Origin of the sequence: Krasilnikovia sp. MM14-A1259 (assembly GCF_047159535.1) — a bacterium.
Classification (GTDB): Bacteria; Actinomycetota; Actinomycetes; order Mycobacteriales; family Micromonosporaceae; genus Actinoplanes.
In genome coordinates, this window is the sequence record NZ_BAAGAJ010000002.1 from 5529969 (window position 1) to 5549422 (window position 19454).

Genomic DNA, 19454 nt, shown 5'->3' on the forward strand with positions numbered 1-19454 from the left:
TACACCCGAGTTGGTTGTCTCCGTACGGCCGCCCATTGTGATCGCGCCCTGACCTTGTAGGTTGTACGCGTTGAGATGGCCCGCGTTCGCCGCGAAGGGAGAGGTGGACGTGTCCGAGTGGCAACCGGCGACGGACGCCGAGATGGCGATGCGCGATGCGCTGCGCACCGATGACCAGGAGTCCTACTTCCGCATTCTCGCCGGTGTCGACCTCCTGCTCCCGGTCTCGGCCGACGCGCTGGCCGGTCTCGCACCGCTGGGCTGGGGGACGTGGAGCACCGGTGGGCGCACCCATGTCCTGGCCTTCACGTCCACGTCTGCCATGCAGGCGTGTCTGGCCGACTACACCGGCTCGGCCCGCCGTGTGCCATACCTGGAGCTGGCCAACACCTGGCCGAACCTCGAGTGGTGGCTTGCGGTCAACCCGGGCCTCCCGATCGAGGGGTACCTACCCGCCTGGTTCGTCGCTCAGCTCGCCCGTGGTGACCTGCGGCTTCCGACGCGCGGCCCGGTGCGCGAGGCGACCCGTCCGGGCCAGCAGCAGCTCGACATGCCCGCGGCTGCTGCAGCGGTCAACACACCCGGCCAGGGTGGTCCGCTCGGCTCGAGCGAGCCTGGCGGCTTCGGCGGGCCTGGCGGTGGGGTCGCGCCGTATCGCGCGGAGACCGAGTCGGCACCTGGCGCGGGGTTCCCGGCGGATCCGGAGATCCCCGGCGCCGGCGGCATGCCCATCCGAGTGCCGGGCACGGTCCTGCCGAGCGGCCTGCCGTCCCGGGTCCCGGGCGGTCAGGCGGCCACGGGTGTCGACCCGTCGTCGAGCACGCCCGCTGCATACAGCCTTCCTTCCGTGCCGTCCGAGGCCCAGTACACCCGCCCTGAGCTGCCTCCGCTGCAAGACCCGCACGCACCGCTGCCCACCCGCACGCCGATGGCCCAGACGCCGCCCGTGCCCACGCATCTCTCCACCGGCCAGCCCGCCGGTGACCTGACGACCGGCGCATCTCAGCCGGCGATCTCCGCCGGTCATGGCTCCGGCCCGGTCTCGGCCGGCTCGGTTCCGCCCGGCTCGGTTCCGCCCGGCCCGGTTCCGCCTGGGCCGGCTTCGGCAGGTCCGGCATCGGCTGGACCAGCTTCGGCTGGGCCTGCTTCGCCCGGTCCGGCCTCGGCTGGGCTTATCCCGGCGGGACCTGTTCTGCCTGGACCGGCCTCTGCCGGCGTGGTTCCGCCAGGGTCGGCAGACCCGCTGCCGCGCCGCCAGCCGTTGACCCCGGCCGAGCCGGGCGGTGCGAGGCCCGCCTCGCCGGTCCAGCCCGGTCAGGCCGTTCCACGGCCGGAGGTCTCCGGATCACGGCCGCCCGGTGCAGGCCAGGCCGGTGCTCTGACCGGAGCGCGACCCGGGATCGTGCCGCCCGTCATTCCTGGGGCGGTCGCCGGCACGGGCCAGCCCGGCGACACCCGGGGTGTCCCCGGTGCGGCCGGGGATCCGTCGCCGTACACCGGCGCGCCGGCCCTGATGCCCACAGCGACGACGACCGCGAGCCCAGCAGCGGAACAGATCGCGCGTCCGGCGGCGGAGCAGACCGGGAGCCCGGCCGCGGAGCAGATCGCGTCTGCCGGCCCGTCGGCAGGCGGCGGTTCGGAGCCGGTCGGCGGTGCGCGCCTGGGAGACCCGAGCAGCACCGCGACCGCTGGGTACTCCGCTTCCGGAAGTCCGTCGGGCGGGACCGCGACGGTGACCGGGCGGACGTCCGGCGACCATCCGGGCGGCGGGATCGCGCAGACCGTGGCCAGCCGGCCGGCCGGTGATGTTCCGGCATCCGGCTCGGATCTCTCCTCCGCGCCCGGTGATGATCGGGAGAAGTCCCGGGTTTCGATCGGCGAGGCACTCTCGCCCGCTCCAGACGCCCTGGATGCGGGCCGGGCGGCGGCTGGCGGAGAACCTGCGAACCGGCTCGCGGCGGATCACCGGGACGCCGAGGACCAGCCCGCACCGGACCGGGCGGCGGATGATCAGCAATCCGGGCGCGAGGCCGCTGCAGGCCGGCTAGCTCTGGACCGGCCGTCTGAGGACAGCGCGCCCGGAAGCCAGACCGAGGAACCCACCAGCAGGCCGCCGAACAGCCCCACCCGGACGTCTTACGACCGGCCGTCTGAGGACCAGACGCCTTACGACCGGCCGTCTGAGGACCAGACGCCTTACGACCGGCCGTCTCAGGATCTACCGTCTTACGACCAGCCGTCTCAGGAACCCGCGGTCGAGGACCACGACACTTCGGTCGGTGACGACGACTTCATCCCGGCCAACCCGGTCGAACAGGATCTCTACATCGCCGCGGGCAGCCGCAGCACCGACGCGTTCCTGTCCACTCTGCTGCTCGCCACGGTCCTCGTACCGGTCGCGGGCACCTCCCGGCCAGGCAGCGCGCCGGGGGAGTCGGGGTTCGCGTTCCGTACCGAGGACCTGAGCGGCGAGCCGTACCTGGTCGTGTTCACCAGCCGTGACCGGTTGGCCGACTACTACGCCGAGCCGACGCGTACGGTCTCGGTGCGGTTCGTCGAACTCATCCGCAACTGGCCGGACTCGGCCTGGTCGTTCGCGGTCAACCCCGGCAGCCCCGTCGGTGCCACGTACCCGGGACCGCAGGTCATCGCGCTCGCCAACTGGGCGGTCGAGTCGGGGCTGGGCTTCGACCCGGCCGACGAGCCGCTTGCGCCGGAGGAGGTGCCGGAGCCCCTGCCGCAGCGCGCCAGCGATCCGGCCCAGCACGCCACGGTCATGCAGAAGACCGTGTCGCCGCACCAGGTCGACTACTTCCTGGAGCGGGGATACGACCGGGTGGCCGGTTTCGTGCACCGGGCGGGCGAAGTGGCGCACCTGCGCACTCCGGCCGAACTCTTCGCGGCACTGGGGCTGATCCACGACGGGTCGCCGCATCAGGCGGACGCCAAGGAGGCGTACGTGCTGCGCTGGCCCGCGTACCGGCCGAGCCTGTACCGCATTCCGTACGGCGGGCAGAACGAGCAGGCCCTCCGTGCCATGGACGGCTGGGTGATCGAGCGTGCGCCGTTCCGCGGCAACGGCTTCGCACCCGGTGAGGGGCGTGACGTGATCGCGGAGTTCAAGGTGGACAGCGTCCGGCTGCCGCACGGCGCACAGCTGTGGCGGATCGACGCGGACGGTACGCAGGCGCTGGTCGCGGTGCTCGACTGCGACGGGCCGGTCTGGCGTCAGGTCGGTGAGCAGCGGTGATCCGCGACGGGTATGTGGCGACCTGGCAGGGCCGCGAGTACGAGGCCGCGCCCGACGGCGACAACGTGCGCATCTATTCGGCGGAACCCGGCGCGGGTTTCGACGAGGTGCGGCCGGGCCGTCACCTGCGTGTGCTGGGGCCGGACGAGTGCGACGACCTCTCGTATGTGCGCACGACGTGCACGTGGCGCGGTGAGCCGTTCATCGTGCTCGCCGAGGCGGACTCCTGGCTGCGCCTGGAGTACACGGGCGGCCGCGCGCCGGTGGCGCACGCGCTCGGGCTGGACGAGTTCGACTTCGGCGTCTACCAGGGCTGGGCCCCGGCCAACGAGGTCACCGAAATTTTCGAGCACCGGGCCTGAGTCGGCCAGGCCGAACTCTTCGAGCGTGGGGCCTGAGTCGGCCAGGCCGAACTCTTCGAGCACCGGACCTGAGTCGGCCAACGCCGAGCCCTTTGAGCGTCGGGCCTGCCGCTGCGGGCCGGCCGGGCCCCTTGAGCGTGGGGCCGGCGGCTGCGGACCGGTCCGGGATCAGCTCGCCTTGACCCAGCGGAGAATTTCGCCGGTCACCGCCTCGGTCGCCTCCCGGTGCAGGAAGTGGCCGGCGTTCTCGACGAGGCGCCACTCGTACGGGGCGATGACGTAGCGGCCCGAGCCCTGCGCGGTGCGGGGCAGCGTTGCGGTGTCCAGTGCCCCGTGCAGTTGCAGGGTCGGTGTGATGAGCGGGCGCTGCATGAGTTTCACGAACCGGTAGCCCTGAAGCCGAATCGCCGACCGGAACACCCACCGGTACGCCTCCAGCGCGCAGAACGCCGCCTGCGGGATCTGCATCGCCTCCCGGCACCGCGCCTCGTACGCCGCGTACTCGTCTGTCTGCGCCCAGGCTGGGCCGCTCCAGCGCTGCATCAGCTCGCCGATCAGGGCGGCGTCGTCGCGGGTGAGCACGTGCTCGTAGCGGGGCACCTGGAAGCGCAGCATGGGAGAGGTGGCGGCGAACTGGCCGCGCGGGTCGGCGAACAGGGCTGCGCGCAGCCGCAGCGGGTGGGCGGCGCCCAGCACGACGAGGCGGCTGACCATCTTGGGGTGGAAGGCGGCCGCGGTCCACCCGATCATGCCGCCCGCACCCGCCCCGACGATCATCGCGGAGCGCTCGCCGAGCGCCCGGATCAGGCCGGTGACGTCGGCGGCCATCGTGTACCCGTCGTACCCGCGGGGTGGCTTGTCGCTGGCGCCGTAGCCGCGCAGGTCGATGGCGACGGCGCGGAAGCCCGCGTCGGCGACCGCGGTCATGATGTCGTGCCACGCCCACCAGAATTCGGGGAACCCGTGCAGGAACAGCACCAGCGGCCCGGTGCCCGCCTCGACGACGTGGAACCGGCTGCCGTTGGCGCCGACGAAGCGGTGGGTCCACGGACCCTCCACCAGGACGCACGACTCGTCCACCTGGGCGCTCATGCCGGACAGCCTAGGCGTTGCGTGCGCGCACGGCGGTGCCGCGGTCAGAAACCGCCCAGACCGGGCAAGGCGGACGGCTGCGGCACGGAGCCCGTCCAGAAGCATCGCCACCAGCTCGGGACGGCGCCCGGGGACCACGGTCCCCGGGCGCCGGCGGTTGCGCGTACTCAGGAGATCTTGATGGTCATCGTGGGGCCGCGCTGGGACAGGACCTGGATCTTCACGCCGACGGCGGGCAGCTTGACGCCCGCCCACGGGATGTCCGGGTCGAAGTACGACTGGGTGTCGTCGAACAGCGGCTGACCGGCCTGACCCCGGATGTACGAGGGCTTGCCGTCGAGGTGCAGCGTGAACGAGTCCGCCTTGGTCAGCCCGAACGGGGCGTCGTACATCTGGACGCGTGACCGCCACGGGTTGCCGTCCAGGTTGTACATGGCCGTGGGGTGCGCGTCGATGATCAGGTTGCGGCCCTGGCCGGGGTGCTTGTTGACGTTGTTGTCCTTGACAGACGTGTCGTTGTACGAGATCAGTAGGCCCGGCTGGTACGCGAAGTGCTCCACCCAGTCCGGCTTGGTGGAGATCCAGCCGAAGTTGTACGGGCCGGTCCGCAGGTACTTGTCGTACGAGACGTAGTTGCGGTAGCCGGCGATGTAGAAGTTGTCGAACGTGTCCTCGGCGGTGGAGCCGACCACGCTGAATCCGGTCTCGTTCCAGGCGGGGACGCCTTCGGCGCCGTCCGGTGTCCCGGCGGTGCCGTTGACCGTCACGGCGATGTCGTCGGCGAAGAACCCGCCCGACGACACGCCCCCGTCGGTCTTGTAGTGCAGGCGTACCAGCGGCTTCTGCCCGGCGTACGCGGTCAACGGTACGACCATGTCGGTCCAGGCCGCGGCGGTGCCGGTGAGCGCGGGCAGGCCGTTGCCGTCCTTGGGGAAGGGGACTGCGCCGATCGTGCCGTCCAGCACGGTCCACGTCTTGCCGGCGTCCGTGGAGGCCTCGGCGTAGAGGTAGTCGTAGTCCTTCTCGATGTTGTACCGGGCCTTGAGGTTCAGCGACGCGGACGTGGCGGTGCTGAGGTCGACCGTACGGCTGAGCGACGTGTCCAGGTTGTCATCATTGCCGGAGAAGTACTGGTTGTCGCCGGCGTACGGCGCGCCGAGGTTCCGGGTGACCGTCTTGTCCGGCAGGACGACGACCGCGGCCTGCGCGTCGGCGGTGTTGTATTCCTGCGGGCCGAGCTCGATGGTCTTGCTCTTGCCGGCCTTGACGGTCTCGTAGTCGAGCCAGCCGAGCTGCATCTTGTTCCACGCGCCCAGGTCGCCCGGGCGGGTGCCCAGCGGTTCGCCCGCCGCGTTGAGCCGGCTCTGTGCCATCAGGGTCCAGAGCTCGTTGTTGTGGTTCGAGCCGCCGCTGGTGTCGTAGTCGTCGGGCAGGCCCAGGTCGTGGCCGTACTCGTGGGCGAACACGCTCAGGCCGCCGTTCTCCGGCTGCATGGTGTAGTCGCCGATCCAGATGCCGGTATCGCCGATCTGGGTGCCACCGGCCAGGTTGCCGGCCGGGCCGGCAATCCCGGAGCTGGAGTACGCATACCAGCGGTGCGCCCAGATCGCGTCCTCACCCTGCTGCGGGTCGCCGTCGGACTCGTCGCCGCCCGCGTGGACGATCTGGAAGTGGTCGATGTAGCCGTCGGGCTCGTTGAAGTTCCCGTCGCCGTCGTGGTCGTACCGGTCGTACTGGTCGAAGCTCTGCAGCTTGGCCTTGATCTCGGCGTCGGAGTGGCCTGCGGCCTTCTGGTCGGCGTACCACTGGTTGGCGGCGTCGCGGACCAGCGCCCAGGCGTTGTGGGTGTCGCAACGGCTGGGGTCGGCGCAGTTGCGGCCGTACCGGGCCTCGTTGTACTTGACCTTGACCCAGTTGGAGACCTCACCCTGGACGCTGTAGCGCCCGGAGGACTGCGCCTCGTAGTAGGTCTTGAGTGATTCGACGCCCGCGCCCTGGCCGAAGTACATCTGCTGGTAGTGGTCACGGTCGTAGTCCGGCTGCCAGACCGTGGTGTTGTCGCGGGTGCGGTCGGGCTCGGTGATGTGGTTGTGCAGCGGACCGTCGAACGTGGTCGGGCCGGGGACGCTGGGGTCGCTGTCGACGTCGGGGTAGTCCGGGTGCCGCTCGTTGCCGAACTCGGCGAGGATCACGAAGATCTGGTCGGTCCGCTGGCGGCTGAGTTCGACGTACTGGCTGGCCCCGGAACGGCCGGGGCGCTGGGTGCTCAGGCCGGCGCCCTGGGTCCGGCCCACCTTGGCGACCAGGCTGCCGCCGCGCTGTTCCGTCTTGACGGTTCCCTTCAGGATTCCGTTCACGGCCTGTTGGCGCAGCTCGCGGCGCTTCTGTTCCAACGGGTTGGGCCGGTCGTCCGCGAGGGCTCGGGCTCCGGCGTGGGCGGGCCCGGGGTCCGCGGGCGGTGCCGCCACGGCCGCGGCGGGGAGCATGCCCCCGACGCTGGTGACCATCACGGCGCCGAGCAGTCCAACGACCACCTTGCGCATACGTACCTCCGTCGACATGAGCCGACGTGTGGGTTGGCACCGTCGGCGGTGTCCACCCCGGGTAGCGGGGCTGACGCAGAACGTATGCAAATACATCGATCGAGGGAAGATCTTGATATCGATCAGCAACGATGGATCTTGCACTTTTGGCAGGCACATCGCGCAAGAAAACGCCATCGGGATGTTTTGCTACAAAGCAAAGAGGGCGGCCCGGAACGGGCCGCCCTCTCGTCCGCTATCGCGGGTGCGTACTCAGGAAATCTTGATCTTCATGGTGGTGCCGCTCTGCGACAGCACCTGGATCTTCACGCCCACCGCGGGCAGCTTGACGCCGGTCTGCGGGGTGTAGGCGTCGAAGTACGACTTCGTGTCGTCGAACAGCGGCTGCGCGGTCCGGCCCCGGACGGCCGACGACCGGCCGCCGACGTGCAGCGTGAACGAGTCCACCGCGGCCAGCCCGAATGGGGCATCGTAGTTCTGGATCCGGGACGGGTACGGATCGCCCGCCACGTTGTACATCACGGCCGGGTGCGCGTCGATGATCAGGTTGCGGCCCAGGCCGGGGTGCTCGTTGACGTTGTTGTCCTCCTGCGACGCGTCGTTGTACGAGATCAGCAGACCCGGCTGGTACGCGAAGTGCTCGGCGTACTGCGGCTTGCTGGGCCAGCCGTAGTTGTACGGCCCGGTCTTCAGGTACTTGTCGTACGACACGTAGCTGCGGTAGCCGGCGATGTAGAAGTTGTCGAAGCTCTCCGTGCTCGTGGCGCCGACGACCTTGAATCCGGCGGGCGTCCACGTCGGGGCGGTCTCGGCGCCGTCCGGGGTGCCCGCGGTGCCGTTCACCGCCACGGACAGGTTGTCACCGAGGAAGCCACCCTCGGACGACGCGGCGTCCGTCTTGTAGTGCAGGCGGACCAGTGGCTTCTTGCCCGCGTACCCGGTCAGCGGCACCACGATGTCGGTCCAGTTGTCGCTGGCACCCGTGATGGCGGGGGTGGTCGTCGTGCCGTCCTTCGCGAACGGGGCGCCACCCACGGTGCCGTCGAGTGCGGTCCACGACTTCCCGGCGTCCGTGGACGCCTCCACGTACAGGAAGTCGTACCCCTTCTCGATGTGGTAGCGGCCCTTGAGGCGCAGCTCCGCGGTCCGGGCCCCGGTGAGGTCGACCGTACGGGTCAGCGACGTGTCGAGCTTGTTGGCGTTGCCGGAGAAGAACTGCTTCTGGCCCGCGTACGGGTTGCCGTGGTTGCGGGTGATCACCTTGTTCGGCAGGACCACGACCGCGGCCTGCGGCTTGGCGGTGTTGTACTCCTGCGGGCCCAGCTCGACGGTCTTGCTCGTGCCGGCCGTGACGGTCTCGTGGTCGAGCCAGCCGAGCTGCAGCTTGTTCCACGCGCCGAGGTCGCCCGGCCGGGTGCCGGTGGCCTCGCCCGCCGCGCCGAGGCGGCTCTGCGCCATCAGCGTCCAGTACTCGTTGTTGTCCTCGGTGTGGTTCGGGCTGGTGTCGTAGTCGTCGGGCAGGCCCAGGTCGTGGCCGTACTCGTGGGCGAACACGCTCAGGCCGCCGTTCTCCGGCTGCATGGTGTAGTCGCCGATCCAGATGCCGGACGAGCCGATCTGGGTGCCGCCGAGCAGATTGCCCGCCGGGCCGGCGACGTTCTCGCTCTGCCACGCGTACCAGCGGTGGGCCCAGATGGCGTCCTCGCCCTGCTGCTGGTCGCCGTCGGACTCGTCGCCGCCGGCGTGCACGATCTGGAAGTGGTCGATGTAGCCGTCGGGCTCGTCGAAGTTGCCGTCGTGGTCGTAGTCGTACCGGTCGTACTGGTCGTAGCTCGCCAGTTTCGCCTTGATCTGCGCGTCGGTACGCCCGGCCGCCTTCTGGTCGGCGTACCACTGGTTGGCGGCGTCGCGGACCAGCGCCCACGCGTTCTGCGTGTCGCAGGTGTTCGGGTCCTCGCAGTTGCGGCCGTACCGCGCCTCGTTGTACTTGACCTTGACCCAGTCGGACACCTCGCCGTCGACGCTGTAGCGCCCGGACGACTGCGCCTCGTAGTACGTCTTGAGCGACTCGACGCCCGCGCCCTGCCCGAAGTACATCTGCTGGTAGTGGTCACGGTTGTAGTCGGCTTGCCAGATCGTGGAGTTGTCGACGCGCCGGTCGGGCTGCGCGATCCGGTTGTGCAGCGGGCCGTTGAACGTCGCCGGCCCCGGGGTCTTCGGGTCGGAGTCGACGTCGGGGTAGTCGGGGTGCCGCTCGTTGCCGAACTCGGCCAGGATCACGAAGATCTTGTCGGTGCGCTGGCGGCCGAGCTCGACGTACTGGTCCGCGCCCGCCGCGGCGACCCGCCGCCCGCCGGTGGCGCCGTTGGTCCGGCCGACCTTGGCCACCAGGCTGCGCCCGCGCAGTTCGGTCTTGACGGTTCCCTTCAGGATGCCGTTGACCGCCTCCTCGCGCAGTTCGCGCCGCTTCTCTTCGAGCGGGTTGGGCAGGTCCTCCATGGCCACCCGATGTCCGGCACCGACCTTGCTCGGATCCGCGGGCGGGGCTGCCATGGCCACCGCGGGGAGCATGGCCCCGACGCTGGTGACCATCGCGGCGCCCAGCAGTCCAACGACCACCTTGCGCACTACGTACCTCCGTTGACGGTCGCCGGAACCGGCTGAGCAGTCCCGGCTGATCGGCCCCGGATCCGGGGTTGACGGAGAACGTATGCAAATGAATCACTGAATGGAAGATCTTGCGAGGCCTTGAGCAACGAAAAGTTATCCGTTGTTAACACGATGGCACCAAAGAAATCTCGGCCATCACGCCTGTCGATCAACAAAAAGGACGAACGGGCGGCCCCGAGACTCGGGTGCCGCCCGTTCGTTCGGTGATCAGTCCTCGGACTTGCCCGACTGCATCCCCGACGAGATCAGCTCCATCACCGCGGAGTCCTGCAGCGTCGTGACGTCACCGAGCGACCGGTGCTCCGCCACGTCCCGCAGCAGCCGCCGCATGATCTTGCCGGACCGGGTCTTGGGCAGCTCGGGCACCAGCATGATCTGCCGCGGCTTCGCGATCGGGCCCAGCGTCTTGGCGACGTGGTTGCGCAGATCCTGGATCAACCGCTCGCCGGCCTCGCCCTCGGCGTCGACGTTGCCGCGCGGGATGGTGAACGCGACGATCGCCTGACCCGTGGTCGGATCGGTCGCGCCGACCACCGCGGCCTCGGCCACCGACGGGTGCGACACCAGCGCGGACTCCACCTCCGTGGTCGAGATGTTGTGACCGGACACGAGCATGACGTCATCGACGCGGCCGAGCAGCCACAGCGCGCCGTCCTCGTCGCGCTTGGCCCCGTCGCCCGCGAAGTAGATCCACTCGTCGCCGTGCCCCGCGCCCGCCCCGAACCGGGACCAGTACGTGTCGATGAAGCGCTGGTCATCACCCCAGATCGTGCGCAGCATCGACGGCCACGGATCGCGCAGCACCAGGAAGCCACCCCCGCCATTGGGTACGGAGGCAGCCGTGTCGTCCACCACGTCGGCGGAGATGCCGGGCACCGGGGTCATCGCCGAACCGGGCTTCGTGGCGGTCACACCGGGCAGCGGCGAGATCATGATGCCGCCGGTCTCGGTCTGCCACCAGGTGTCCACGATCGGGCAGCGGTCCCGGCCCACGTTCGCCCGGTACCACATCCACGCCTCGGGGTTGATCGGCTCGCCGACGCTGCCAAGCAGGCGCAGCGACGACAGGTCGTACTTGGCGGGGATGTCGTCGCCCCACTTCATCATCGTGCGGATCAGCGTCGGCGCGGTGTACAGGATGGTGGCCTTGTGCTTGTCGACGATCTCCCAGAACCGTCCCTTGTGCGGGGTGTCCGGGGTGCCCTCGTACATGATCTGGGTGGCGCCGTTGGAGAGCGGGCCGTAGACGATGTACGAGTGTCCGGTCACCCAGCCCACGTCCGCGGTGCACCAGAAGACGTCTGTGTCGGGCTTGTGGTCGAACACGGCATGGAACGTGTACGACACCTGGGTCAGGTAGCCGCCCGTGGTGTGCAGGATGCCCTTCGGCTTACCCGTGGTGCCCGACGTGTACAGGATGTACAGCGGCTGCTCGGCGTCGAACGCCTCCGGCTTGTGCTGCGTACTGGCCCGCTCGACGGTCTCGTGCCACCACAGGTCCTTCTCGCCCCACGTCACGTCCTGGCCGGTGCGGCGGACCACCAGCACGTGCTCGACGCCGGGACAGCGGGCCACGGCCTCGTCCACGGTCGGCTTGAGGGCGGACGCCTTGCCGCGGCGGTAGCCGCCGTCCGCGGTGATGACCACCTTTGCGTCGGCGTCCGTGATCCGGGTGGACAGCGCGTCCACGGAGAACCCGCCGAAGACGACGCTGTGCATGGCCCCGATCCGGGCACAGGCGAGCATCGCGACCGCGGCCTCGGGGATCATCGGCAGGTAGATCGCCACCCGGTCGCCGGCCGCGACACCCAGCTCGGTGAGCGTGTTCGCCGCCTGGCTGACGCTGGCGAGCAGGTCGGCGTACGTGATCGTGCGGGTGTCGCCGGGCTCGCCCTCCCAATGGATGGCCACCTTGTCGCCCAGGCCGGCCTCGACATGCCGGTCCACACAGTTGTACGCGACGTTGAGCTTGCCGCCGGTGAACCACTTCGCGAACGGGGGATTGGACCAGTCGAGGACCTGGGTCCAGGGCTCGGCCCAGGTGAGGCGCTGCGCCTGCCGGGCCCAGAAGTCGAGCCGGTCCGCCGCGGCCTGCTCGTACGCGTCAGCGGTCACGTTGGCGGCGGCGGCGAGCGGTGCGGGCGGCGGGAACTGCCGCGTCTCGGAGTACAGATTCTCCAACGTCTCGCTCATTGCGGGCGGCTCCTCTGCCGTGCGGGGGGTGGCCTAGGGTCTCTTTGGGCAAAACACTAGTTGCGGCGCCGGTGCCCGGCGATGGTTGCGGGCCGTGGCGCGCGAAGCGGTAGCGTGCGCGCGCCAACCGGGCACCGCGTGCGCGGTACTGCGCGAATCTTGTCACTTGCAAGCCCCTTCGCGCACCCCCCGTTTCGAGTGTGTTTTCGACGGCGGTGTTTCGACGGCTACGGTTTACCCGTGCCAGTCACCGATCCACTCGCCCCGCTGCTCGAACTCGCCGATGTCGCGCCCGCGCTCGCCGCCGGCCGCGAACGCGTCGACCAGTCCCTGCGCCATCGCGCCCTGCGCCGCAACGGCGGCCAGGTCGCCGCCGAGATCAGCCTGCGCGCGGCCGTCGCCAGCGCGGCCCTGGAGGGCAGCCGGTACGACGTGGAGGCCGTGCGCGCCGGCACGGTCACCGACCCGGTCGTGCAGGGCGCGCTGCGGGTGGCCGAGGCGCTCAGCGGCCTCGTGGACCTGTGGCCGCGCGCTCCCCGCCAGGTACTCGCCAAGCTGCACGTCCTGGCGGCGCGCGGTGCCGTTCCGGACGCTGCGCTGGGCCGGCTCGTCGAGACCCCCGGGCTTGCCCAGCGGCTGGACTCCCTGGCCGGGCTGGTCGCGGGCAACGACCGGACCTCGCCGCTACTGCTCGCCGCGGTGGTGCACGCCGAACTGCTCACGCTGCGCCCGTTCGCCGGACCGGCCGGTGTGGTGGCCCGGGCCGCCGCCCGGCTGACCCTGATCGGGCGCGGTCTCGACGCCCGCGGCCTGATCGCCGTCGAGGTCGGGCACCTCGGGCGCGAGCCGGAGTACGTGGGCGCCTCCGGCGCCTACGCCACCGGTACGCCGGACGGCGTCCGATCCTGGCTGCGGCACTACGCGGCGGCGGTCGGAACGGGCGCGGACGAGATGGTCACGATCGCCGACGCGGTGCTGGCCGCCCCGGCGCCCCGGTAGCGCGCGGGCCGTCGCGCCGAGCGGCTCGGTCGGACACGGACCGTGAGAATTTGGCCGGATACGCAAGGACGGCGCCTCGAATGAGGCGCCGCCGCTGCACCGGCTGCCGGGTTATCAAGCGTGCACCTGGGTCGTTGTCGGCGGTCCGCTGAGGTGCCGCCGCAACGTGCCTGCCGTGGCTGATCGCGCGTGGGTTCCCGGTGGCGGTGCACGGGATCCGGTCTCAATCCCGCTTCTTCTTTCTACGCCGCCGCTCGCTAGATCGCCATGGGTTCCGCCTGCAAATTGCCTGCATGGAATCAGTCAGACGTCGGTCATCGTCGCCCGCAGGCGGCCCGGGCCGGTGCCTTGTCCAGCGTCCCTACCGGTCTGATCCAGGTAGGTCATCGGGGCTGGTTTGCCCTGATCCGCCAGCACCTGAACGGTTCCGCCCGGGTTGCAGCTGAAGCCGTGCACTGCGCGGGTCGCCGTCGGGATCACGCTGCCGGCCGAGGTGGACGCGCAGGCCGCGGACCGCGCCGACGACGGCCGCGCGTGCCGCAGCGAATGCGGCGACAACCGCTGCCAACCCGCGGTCCCCGCCGTGCCAGAGCCGGTGCACGTCGCGGTCCAGTCCCGCACATGCGGCGGTCAGGCCGCCGCTGCGGCGGCGGCCCGGATACGGCGGTGGCGGCCGTACAGGGCCAGGCCGATCGCCACGCCGACGCCCACCCCGAGCGCCGCGGCCGCCACGGGGACCGCGGGACGCTCCCGCAGACGCCGGCCCAGCGGAATCGGATGGCGGAACTCCAGGATCGGCCAGGCCCGCTCCATGGCGACGCGGCGCAGCGCCCGATCCGGGTTCACCGCGGTCGGATGCCCGACCGCCTCCAGCAGCGGCAGATCGCTGTGCGAATCCGAGTACGCGAAGCACTCGCTCAGGTCGTAGCCGCGGGTGGCGGCCATCTCCCGGATACCCTGCACCTTGCTCGGCCCGGCCGCGTAGAACGCGACCTCGCCGCTGTACCGGCCGTCCACGATGGTCATCCGGGTCGCGATCACGTCGGTCACCCCGAGCAGCTCGCCGATCGGGCGAACCATCTCGTCGCCGGAAGCCGAAACCAGCACCACGTCCCGGCCCGCTGCCTGGTGCTCGCCGATCAGCGTGGCCGCCTCGGCGTACACGTACGGGTTGATCAGCTCGTCCATGGCCTCGGCCACGATCTGGCGGACCTGCTCCACGGACCAGCCCTTGCACAGGGCGGCCAAGTAGTCCCGGACCCGCGCCATGGTCTGCTCGTCGGCGCCGCCCAGGCGGTACATGAACTGGGCGTACGCCGACTTGACGACGTCACGCCGGGTGATCAACCCATCGCGATAGAACGGCCGTCCGAACGCCAGTGCACTGGACTTGGCGATGACGGTCTTGTCGAGGTCGAAAAACGCGGCGCTGCGGCCCACGGGCCGAAAGTGTAGCCGCATCAGGCCGTACGTCCACCCGCCCGACTCGCCGGTAACCGTTTCGACTCAGCCGACCATGGGCCCTGGTGGTACGGGCAACGCGCCAGTAACGTCGCACTGAGTCACATTCGGTACTCGACTGCGGCCCGCGACTGAGGCATGCTTGTGGTGCGACTGGGATTCACGTTTCCCGTGTGACCGTTCCTCGCGACCCCAGACCCTCGGTGATTGCGCCCCCCGCGATCACTGAGCGGATTCGGCTCGACCCCCCCGGAGCCGAATCTTTGACGACCCCCGTCGCCCCCGACGGGGGTCGTCGCCTAACCGGGGACGACCCCGACGTGGGGAACGGGCGGGTCATCGCCCCCCTCCCCTCTTGGCGACCCGAGGCCGGAAGTCGGCTCATCGTCAGCATGGGCCGCGAACGCGTCCGTACCGAGGCCCAGGATCTTCCGTGCGCTGATCGTCGAGATCCGGGCAGGTGCGCGAGCCGAGCGGCGTTCCCGGTCATCTGCTGTCGGGGAACGACGGTCGACGTGACCGAGCATCACAGCCTAAATAGTCGCTAATCAGACTGAACCGTCACCTAAACGGTAACGGCCGTATTTTTGCCGGTTGCCGGACTGTCTGGTGCCCGACGGTTCGACCCAAGCTGCCCGAAAGGAGCGCCCTCATGGCTTTCGACCTGATCGCTCTGGCCACCGCCGCCGTTACCGCGGGAGTGTCCGAGATAACCCGGCGAGTGTTCACCCGTCGGCAACGTACGAAAACCGAACCGGGCGAGGTCGTCAGCCGAGGCCCGGCCGAGCGGCCGGGCGGAGTGTCGTTCGGGAACGTCAGCCATTGCCGGGACGTCGCCCAGGCCGGCGGCGACCTCACCGTCCACCGCGGGCGGCCGGAATGAGTCGTCCTGCCCGCGGCCGGGCCCGCGTCCCCACGTCGCCGCCGTCCGGTGTGCACTACTACGGCGAAGTCCGCGCGGGCGCCGATGTCTACCAGGCCGGCAACGACATCAACTACATCGAGCGCGCCTACAACGCGCCTGACTACTACGAGCATGCCAAGCGGTTCTGCTCGCTGGCCGTGGCCGCCTTCCTGCTTGCACTCATGTTCTGGCCGGCGGCCATCCCGGTCGGGCATGCGGCCCGGCGACGCATCCGTCGTACCGGTGAAGGCGGCTGGGGTCTCGCCACGGCGGCACTCGTCATCAGCTGGTCGATCTTCTTTGTGACCGCCACCGCGGTCGCAGTCGTCGCCATCGTGGTCCAAAGTCGTGGCCCCGTCTCCGGTGGACTGCCCGACGGTCACGCCGCCGTCCGCGACCAGCAGATCCGCATCTCCGACGACCACGGCTGGCCCGAATTCACACCCGGCAGCGCGACCCTGGGCGCGGGCTCCACGGTCACGTGGGTGAATGAGCGCGTAAAGAAATGCCGCCTGGTCGCCACCAACGACGAATTGCCGCAGGGCACGGGCGCGAACCCGATCCGGCAGGGCAACACCTACCGGATCACCTTCACCGAGCCGGGGATGTACGGGTTCGCCTGCGACGGCGACCCGGCGTCCGGCGGAACCATTGTCATTGACTGAGCCACGCATGTGCGGCCTCGATGTCTTCGCGGTCGGTCCCATGGCGAACGGCCGGTAACCTCTGGCCAATGCTGCTCGCCACCACGGAATCGCTGCCCGGCTATGAGCTACGGGTCGGGTTGGGTCCCGTTTCCGGCATCGGATCGCACACCGGACTCATCACGTATAGCGGGATGGTGCGGTATCAGGTCACGGCCGATCAGGAAGCCTTGCGCGGGCTGCTTCAGCAGGCCGCGGAGCGCGGCGCGAACGGCGTGATCGGCCTGCAGTACCTGCACACGTTTCTCCCGGCCGGGATCGTGACCTCGGCGCATGGGACGGCCGTGCGCGCGGTGCCCGTGACACCGGAGGCAGTGGCTCAGTACGAGGCGATGACGCAGGCGGGCCAGGTGCCACCGCTGACCGGGCAGAGCCAGTAGGGGACCCTGGGGACTTTGGTCCCGAAACGACAGGGCGAAGGACTTCGATTCATCATCCCGCGGTGTCGGCAAGCCGATGTGTATCAGCGGCGCGGAACAACTCTGCGCTGCTGTCGTCGCGCTCACCGCAACGGATGTTGGAAGGCCCCCCATGGAACAGGACGTCATCGTCGCCCCGAAGCGGCGACGCGCGGTACCCCGGATCTCGTCCGGACTGTTCGGCCGGATCTCGGTCAGCACAAGGATCCTCGCCGCGGTCGGAATGATGGCCCTCATCGCGGTCGTGGTCGGTGGCGGTGGTCTCGTCGCACAGGCCAGGGCCAACAGCGCAACGGATGCGACCTACCAGCACGCGCTGGTCCCGGCGACCGCGATCGCCAGGTTGAAGTCATCCATCCAGCGCACGACGATCTTCATGAGCTTCGGCGCGCTGACGCCCGACCCGGCCGTCTCGGACAAGATGCTGGGCGTCGCCGCCGCGGAGGACGCCGTGCAGGACGAGGCGCTCGCCAGCTATCGGGCCACGAGCACGTTCGCCCACGACCCGCGGCTGACCGTCGTCGCCGACCTGGTCACCTTCTACCGTCAGGTACGCCAGGACAAGATGGCCGCGCTCGCCCGGACGCACCAGACCGACGAGTACTTCCGCGTGTGGAACACCGAGGTCAACCCGAGGATCCAGACGGCCAACGTCGCGCTCGAGGGCCTGATCAAAGCCGAGACCGCAGCCGCGGCCAAACAGTCCGCAGCGAGCACGGCGTCTTATCAGGCCAACCGGATGTTCCTGATCGTGGTGCTCGCCGGGGGCCTGGTCGTGGCGCTCTGGGTCGCCTGGTCGGTGACCCGGCGGATCAAGCGGTCGCTGGGCGCGGTCGCCGATGCGCTGACCCGGGTCGGCGACGGCGATCTCACCGGGCGGGTCGAGGTACGTGCGCAGGACGAACTCGGTCGGATGGGTGAGGCCCTCAACCGGGCCACCGCCAACATGGGCGAGCTGATCCGGGCGATCGACGACTCGGCATCCGAGCTGACCGACGCGTCGCGGGAACTGTTCGATGTCTCAGGTCAGATCGCCACCAGCGTGAACCACATCAGCTCTCAGGCCGAGGTGGTGGCGAACGCCGCGGACAACGTGTCGGCCAACGTCACCGAACTGGCCGCCTCCAGCGAACAGATGGGCTCGTCCATCACCGAGATCTCCCGCAACGCCAGTCACGCCGTCGGGGTCGCCGATCGGGCCACCGAGGTGGCCGATTCGACCAACCGGATCGTGACCGAACTGGGCGACTCCTCGGGCCGCATCAGCGAGGTCATCCAGACCATCAACAGCATCGCCGAGCAGACGAACCTGCTGGCACTCAACGCGACCATCGAGGCCGCCCGGGCCGGGGACGCCGGCAAGGGCTTCGCCGTCGTGGCCGGCGAGGTCAAGGACCTGGCCCAGGAGACGACCCGGGCCACCAGCGACATCGCCAGCCGGATCGCCGCGATCCAGAACGACATCACCAAGGCGGTCGACGCGATCGGCGAGATCACCTCCATCGTCGGTGGCATCAGCTCCCACCAGACCAGCATCGCCACGGCCGTGGAGGAGCAGACCGCCACCGCCAGCGAGATCAACCGTACGGTCAACGCCGCCGCGGTCGCCTCGCAGGACATCGCCGGCAACATCGCCGCGGTGGCCAATGCCAGCCAGGTCGCGAATGCGGGCGCCGGCGACGCGCACACCGCCGCCGAAGCGGTGTCGCGTAAATCGGATCACCTCAAGACACTCATCGCCAACTTCACGGTCTGAGCGGTTCCTGCGACCCCGACCTGGTATCACCGACACCGGTGATGCCAGGTCGACGGCGCATTCCGCGTACATGTGACCGCACGCCGGTCTCGCGGAACCGAGTACGTCTACTCAGCCGGAGACGCGGAGCCGGACCGTACGATCTTGATCATGACGCATTCGGGGAGCCCGTCGGCTAGCAGTGGCCGCCCGCACGTCCGGTCGGCGGTTCCCGCCCAGTCGGCCGGGTCATACCCGGTGCCTGCCCAGCCGGCCGGGCCGTATCCGGTGCCTGCCTCGTCGGCCGGGCCGTATCCGGTGCCTGCCTCGTCGGCCGGGCCGTATCCGGTACCAGGGCCGTCGGGTGGGCCGTACCGGACGGCGTACCCGGTGGTTGCGCCCGGGTTCGGCCCCGCGTGGGCCGGGCGGCCGTTTGTGCCGCCCGTACTGATCCCTGTGCCGCGTCCGCCCAAGCCGGCCAGCCTGCGCATGGCGATGATCCTGACCTGGGGCGGGCTCGGGCTGTCGGGGTTGCTGGCCGCGGCCGCGATGGTCTATCTCTGGGCCGCGCGGCCCGAGACGGGCAACAGCAGGGATGGCTGGGCCCCGTGGGTGAACGGCCTGCTCGCCGGGATGCTGGTGTTCGTCGTGCTGAGCTGGTCGCTGCCCGCCGTCGGCATCGTGCTCAGCGCGGTGCGGGCCGGGCGCGGCAGCAACTCGGCCCGGGTGACGCTCGCCGGCGTGCTGAGCTTCTGCGCGATGACCCACGGCGGCATGGTCGTTACGTTCCTGAGCGCCTGGATGGAGTCCGTGCCCGCCTCGGAAGGCCGGCCGGGGTACGACTGGAACCTGATGTCGGCCATGCCGTGGGTGCTCCTCGCAGCGCAGGCGGTCTGCTGCGCGATCGCGATCGCTGTCGTGATCCTCCTCGTGGTGCCGGCCACCAACCGGTACTTCTCGCCGGGGCCCGGCAAGCGTTTCATCACCCCGGCTTAGGTTCTGCCGCGCCAGGCGCCGCCGGTGGGGCTGAGAGCGACCCCGGGCCGCGACGCCGCGCGACTGGCGAGCGGCCCGCCGGGGGCGCTCAGCGACCGCTGCGACGGCCCGGCTCGGGGGCGCTCA

Annotated in this window: 14 protein-coding genes; 8 read left to right on the forward strand and 6 right to left on the reverse strand. The window is 70.1% G+C overall.

Annotated elements, in window-relative coordinates; all coding sequences use genetic code 11:
* Window positions 1-109: 109 nt before the first annotated feature.
* On the forward strand, window positions 110-3250 hold the full coding sequence (locus tag ACMCNK_RS25025) for an SseB family protein (RefSeq protein WP_412738809.1): 3141 nt from the start codon (window positions 110-112) through the stop codon (window positions 3248-3250).
* Window positions 3247-3612, forward strand: a complete 366-nt coding sequence (locus ACMCNK_RS25030) for a hypothetical protein (protein ID WP_412738810.1) — start codon at window positions 3247-3249, stop codon at window positions 3610-3612. The genes ACMCNK_RS25025 and ACMCNK_RS25030 overlap by 4 nt, the downstream gene beginning before the upstream one ends.
* 168 nt (window positions 3613-3780) lie before the next feature.
* On the opposite strand, the gene ACMCNK_RS25035 is transcribed toward ACMCNK_RS25030, so the two are convergent.
* The 4 genes from ACMCNK_RS25035 to acs all read right to left on the reverse strand — a co-directional run bounded on the left by ACMCNK_RS25035 (window position 3781) and on the right by acs (window position 12110).
* Window positions 3781-4704 carry an alpha/beta fold hydrolase gene (locus ACMCNK_RS25035; protein WP_412738811.1) on the reverse strand — a complete coding sequence of 308 codons (924 nt, stop codon included), beginning with the start codon at window positions 4702-4704 and terminating at the stop codon, window positions 3781-3783.
* A gap of 167 nt (window positions 4705-4871) precedes the next feature.
* Window positions 4872-7247 (reverse strand): immune inhibitor A domain-containing protein, encoded by a 2376-nt coding sequence (locus tag ACMCNK_RS25040; protein WP_412738812.1) that lies wholly within the window; start codon window positions 7245-7247, stop codon window positions 4872-4874.
* A 252-nt stretch (window positions 7248-7499) separates the two neighbouring features.
* The gene (locus tag ACMCNK_RS25045; protein WP_412738813.1) at window positions 7500-9875 is read right to left on the reverse strand and encodes an immune inhibitor A domain-containing protein; all 2376 of its coding nucleotides are present in this window, start codon (window positions 9873-9875) and stop codon (window positions 7500-7502) included.
* A gap of 249 nt (window positions 9876-10124) precedes the next feature.
* Window positions 10125-12110, reverse strand: coding sequence for an acetate--CoA ligase (gene acs, locus ACMCNK_RS25050; RefSeq protein WP_412738814.1), 1986 nt, complete (start codon window positions 12108-12110; stop codon window positions 10125-10127).
* A gap of 240 nt (window positions 12111-12350) precedes the next feature.
* On the opposite strand from acs, the gene ACMCNK_RS25055 reads away from it, so the two are divergent.
* Window positions 12351-13109: an oxidoreductase gene (locus tag ACMCNK_RS25055; RefSeq protein ID WP_412738815.1), complete on the forward strand. Its 759-nt coding sequence runs from the start codon at window positions 12351-12353 to the stop codon at window positions 13107-13109.
* Between the two features lie 630 nt (window positions 13110-13739).
* Here the strand turns inward: ACMCNK_RS25055 and ACMCNK_RS25060 are convergent.
* The gene (locus ACMCNK_RS25060) at window positions 13740-14549 is read right to left on the reverse strand and encodes an HAD family hydrolase (protein ID WP_412738816.1); all 810 of its coding nucleotides are present in this window, start codon (window positions 14547-14549) and stop codon (window positions 13740-13742) included.
* A 673-nt stretch (window positions 14550-15222) separates the two neighbouring features.
* On the opposite strand from ACMCNK_RS25060, the gene ACMCNK_RS25065 reads away from it, so the two are divergent.
* From ACMCNK_RS25065 to ACMCNK_RS25080, 4 genes are all read left to right on the forward strand, one after another.
* Window positions 15223-15453 (forward strand): hypothetical protein, encoded by a 231-nt coding sequence (locus tag ACMCNK_RS25065; protein ID WP_412738817.1) that lies wholly within the window; start codon window positions 15223-15225, stop codon window positions 15451-15453.
* On the forward strand, window positions 15450-16139 hold the full coding sequence (locus ACMCNK_RS25070) for a DUF4190 domain-containing protein (protein ID WP_412738818.1): 690 nt from the start codon (window positions 15450-15452) through the stop codon (window positions 16137-16139). The genes ACMCNK_RS25065 and ACMCNK_RS25070 overlap by 4 nt, the downstream gene beginning before the upstream one ends.
* Window positions 16140-16207: 68 nt before the next feature.
* Complete coding sequence (locus tag ACMCNK_RS25075; RefSeq protein ID WP_412738819.1) at window positions 16208-16558, forward strand: hypothetical protein; 351 nt, start codon at window positions 16208-16210, stop codon at window positions 16556-16558.
* Between the two features lie 151 nt (window positions 16559-16709).
* Window positions 16710-18353: a methyl-accepting chemotaxis protein gene (locus ACMCNK_RS25080; protein WP_412738820.1), complete on the forward strand. Its 1644-nt coding sequence runs from the start codon at window positions 16710-16712 to the stop codon at window positions 18351-18353.
* A gap of 107 nt (window positions 18354-18460) precedes the next feature.
* On the opposite strand, the gene ACMCNK_RS25085 is transcribed toward ACMCNK_RS25080, so the two are convergent.
* A complete protein-coding gene (locus ACMCNK_RS25085; RefSeq protein ID WP_412738821.1) occupies window positions 18461-18823 on the reverse strand; it encodes a hypothetical protein in 363 nt (120 codons plus the stop codon).
* On the opposite strand from ACMCNK_RS25085, the gene ACMCNK_RS25090 reads away from it, so the two are divergent.
* Window positions 18822-19328: a hypothetical protein gene (locus ACMCNK_RS25090; protein ID WP_412738822.1), complete on the forward strand. Its 507-nt coding sequence runs from the start codon at window positions 18822-18824 to the stop codon at window positions 19326-19328. The two genes, ACMCNK_RS25085 and ACMCNK_RS25090, sit on opposite strands and share 2 nt — an antisense overlap.
* Window positions 19329-19454: the final 126 nt, after the last annotated feature.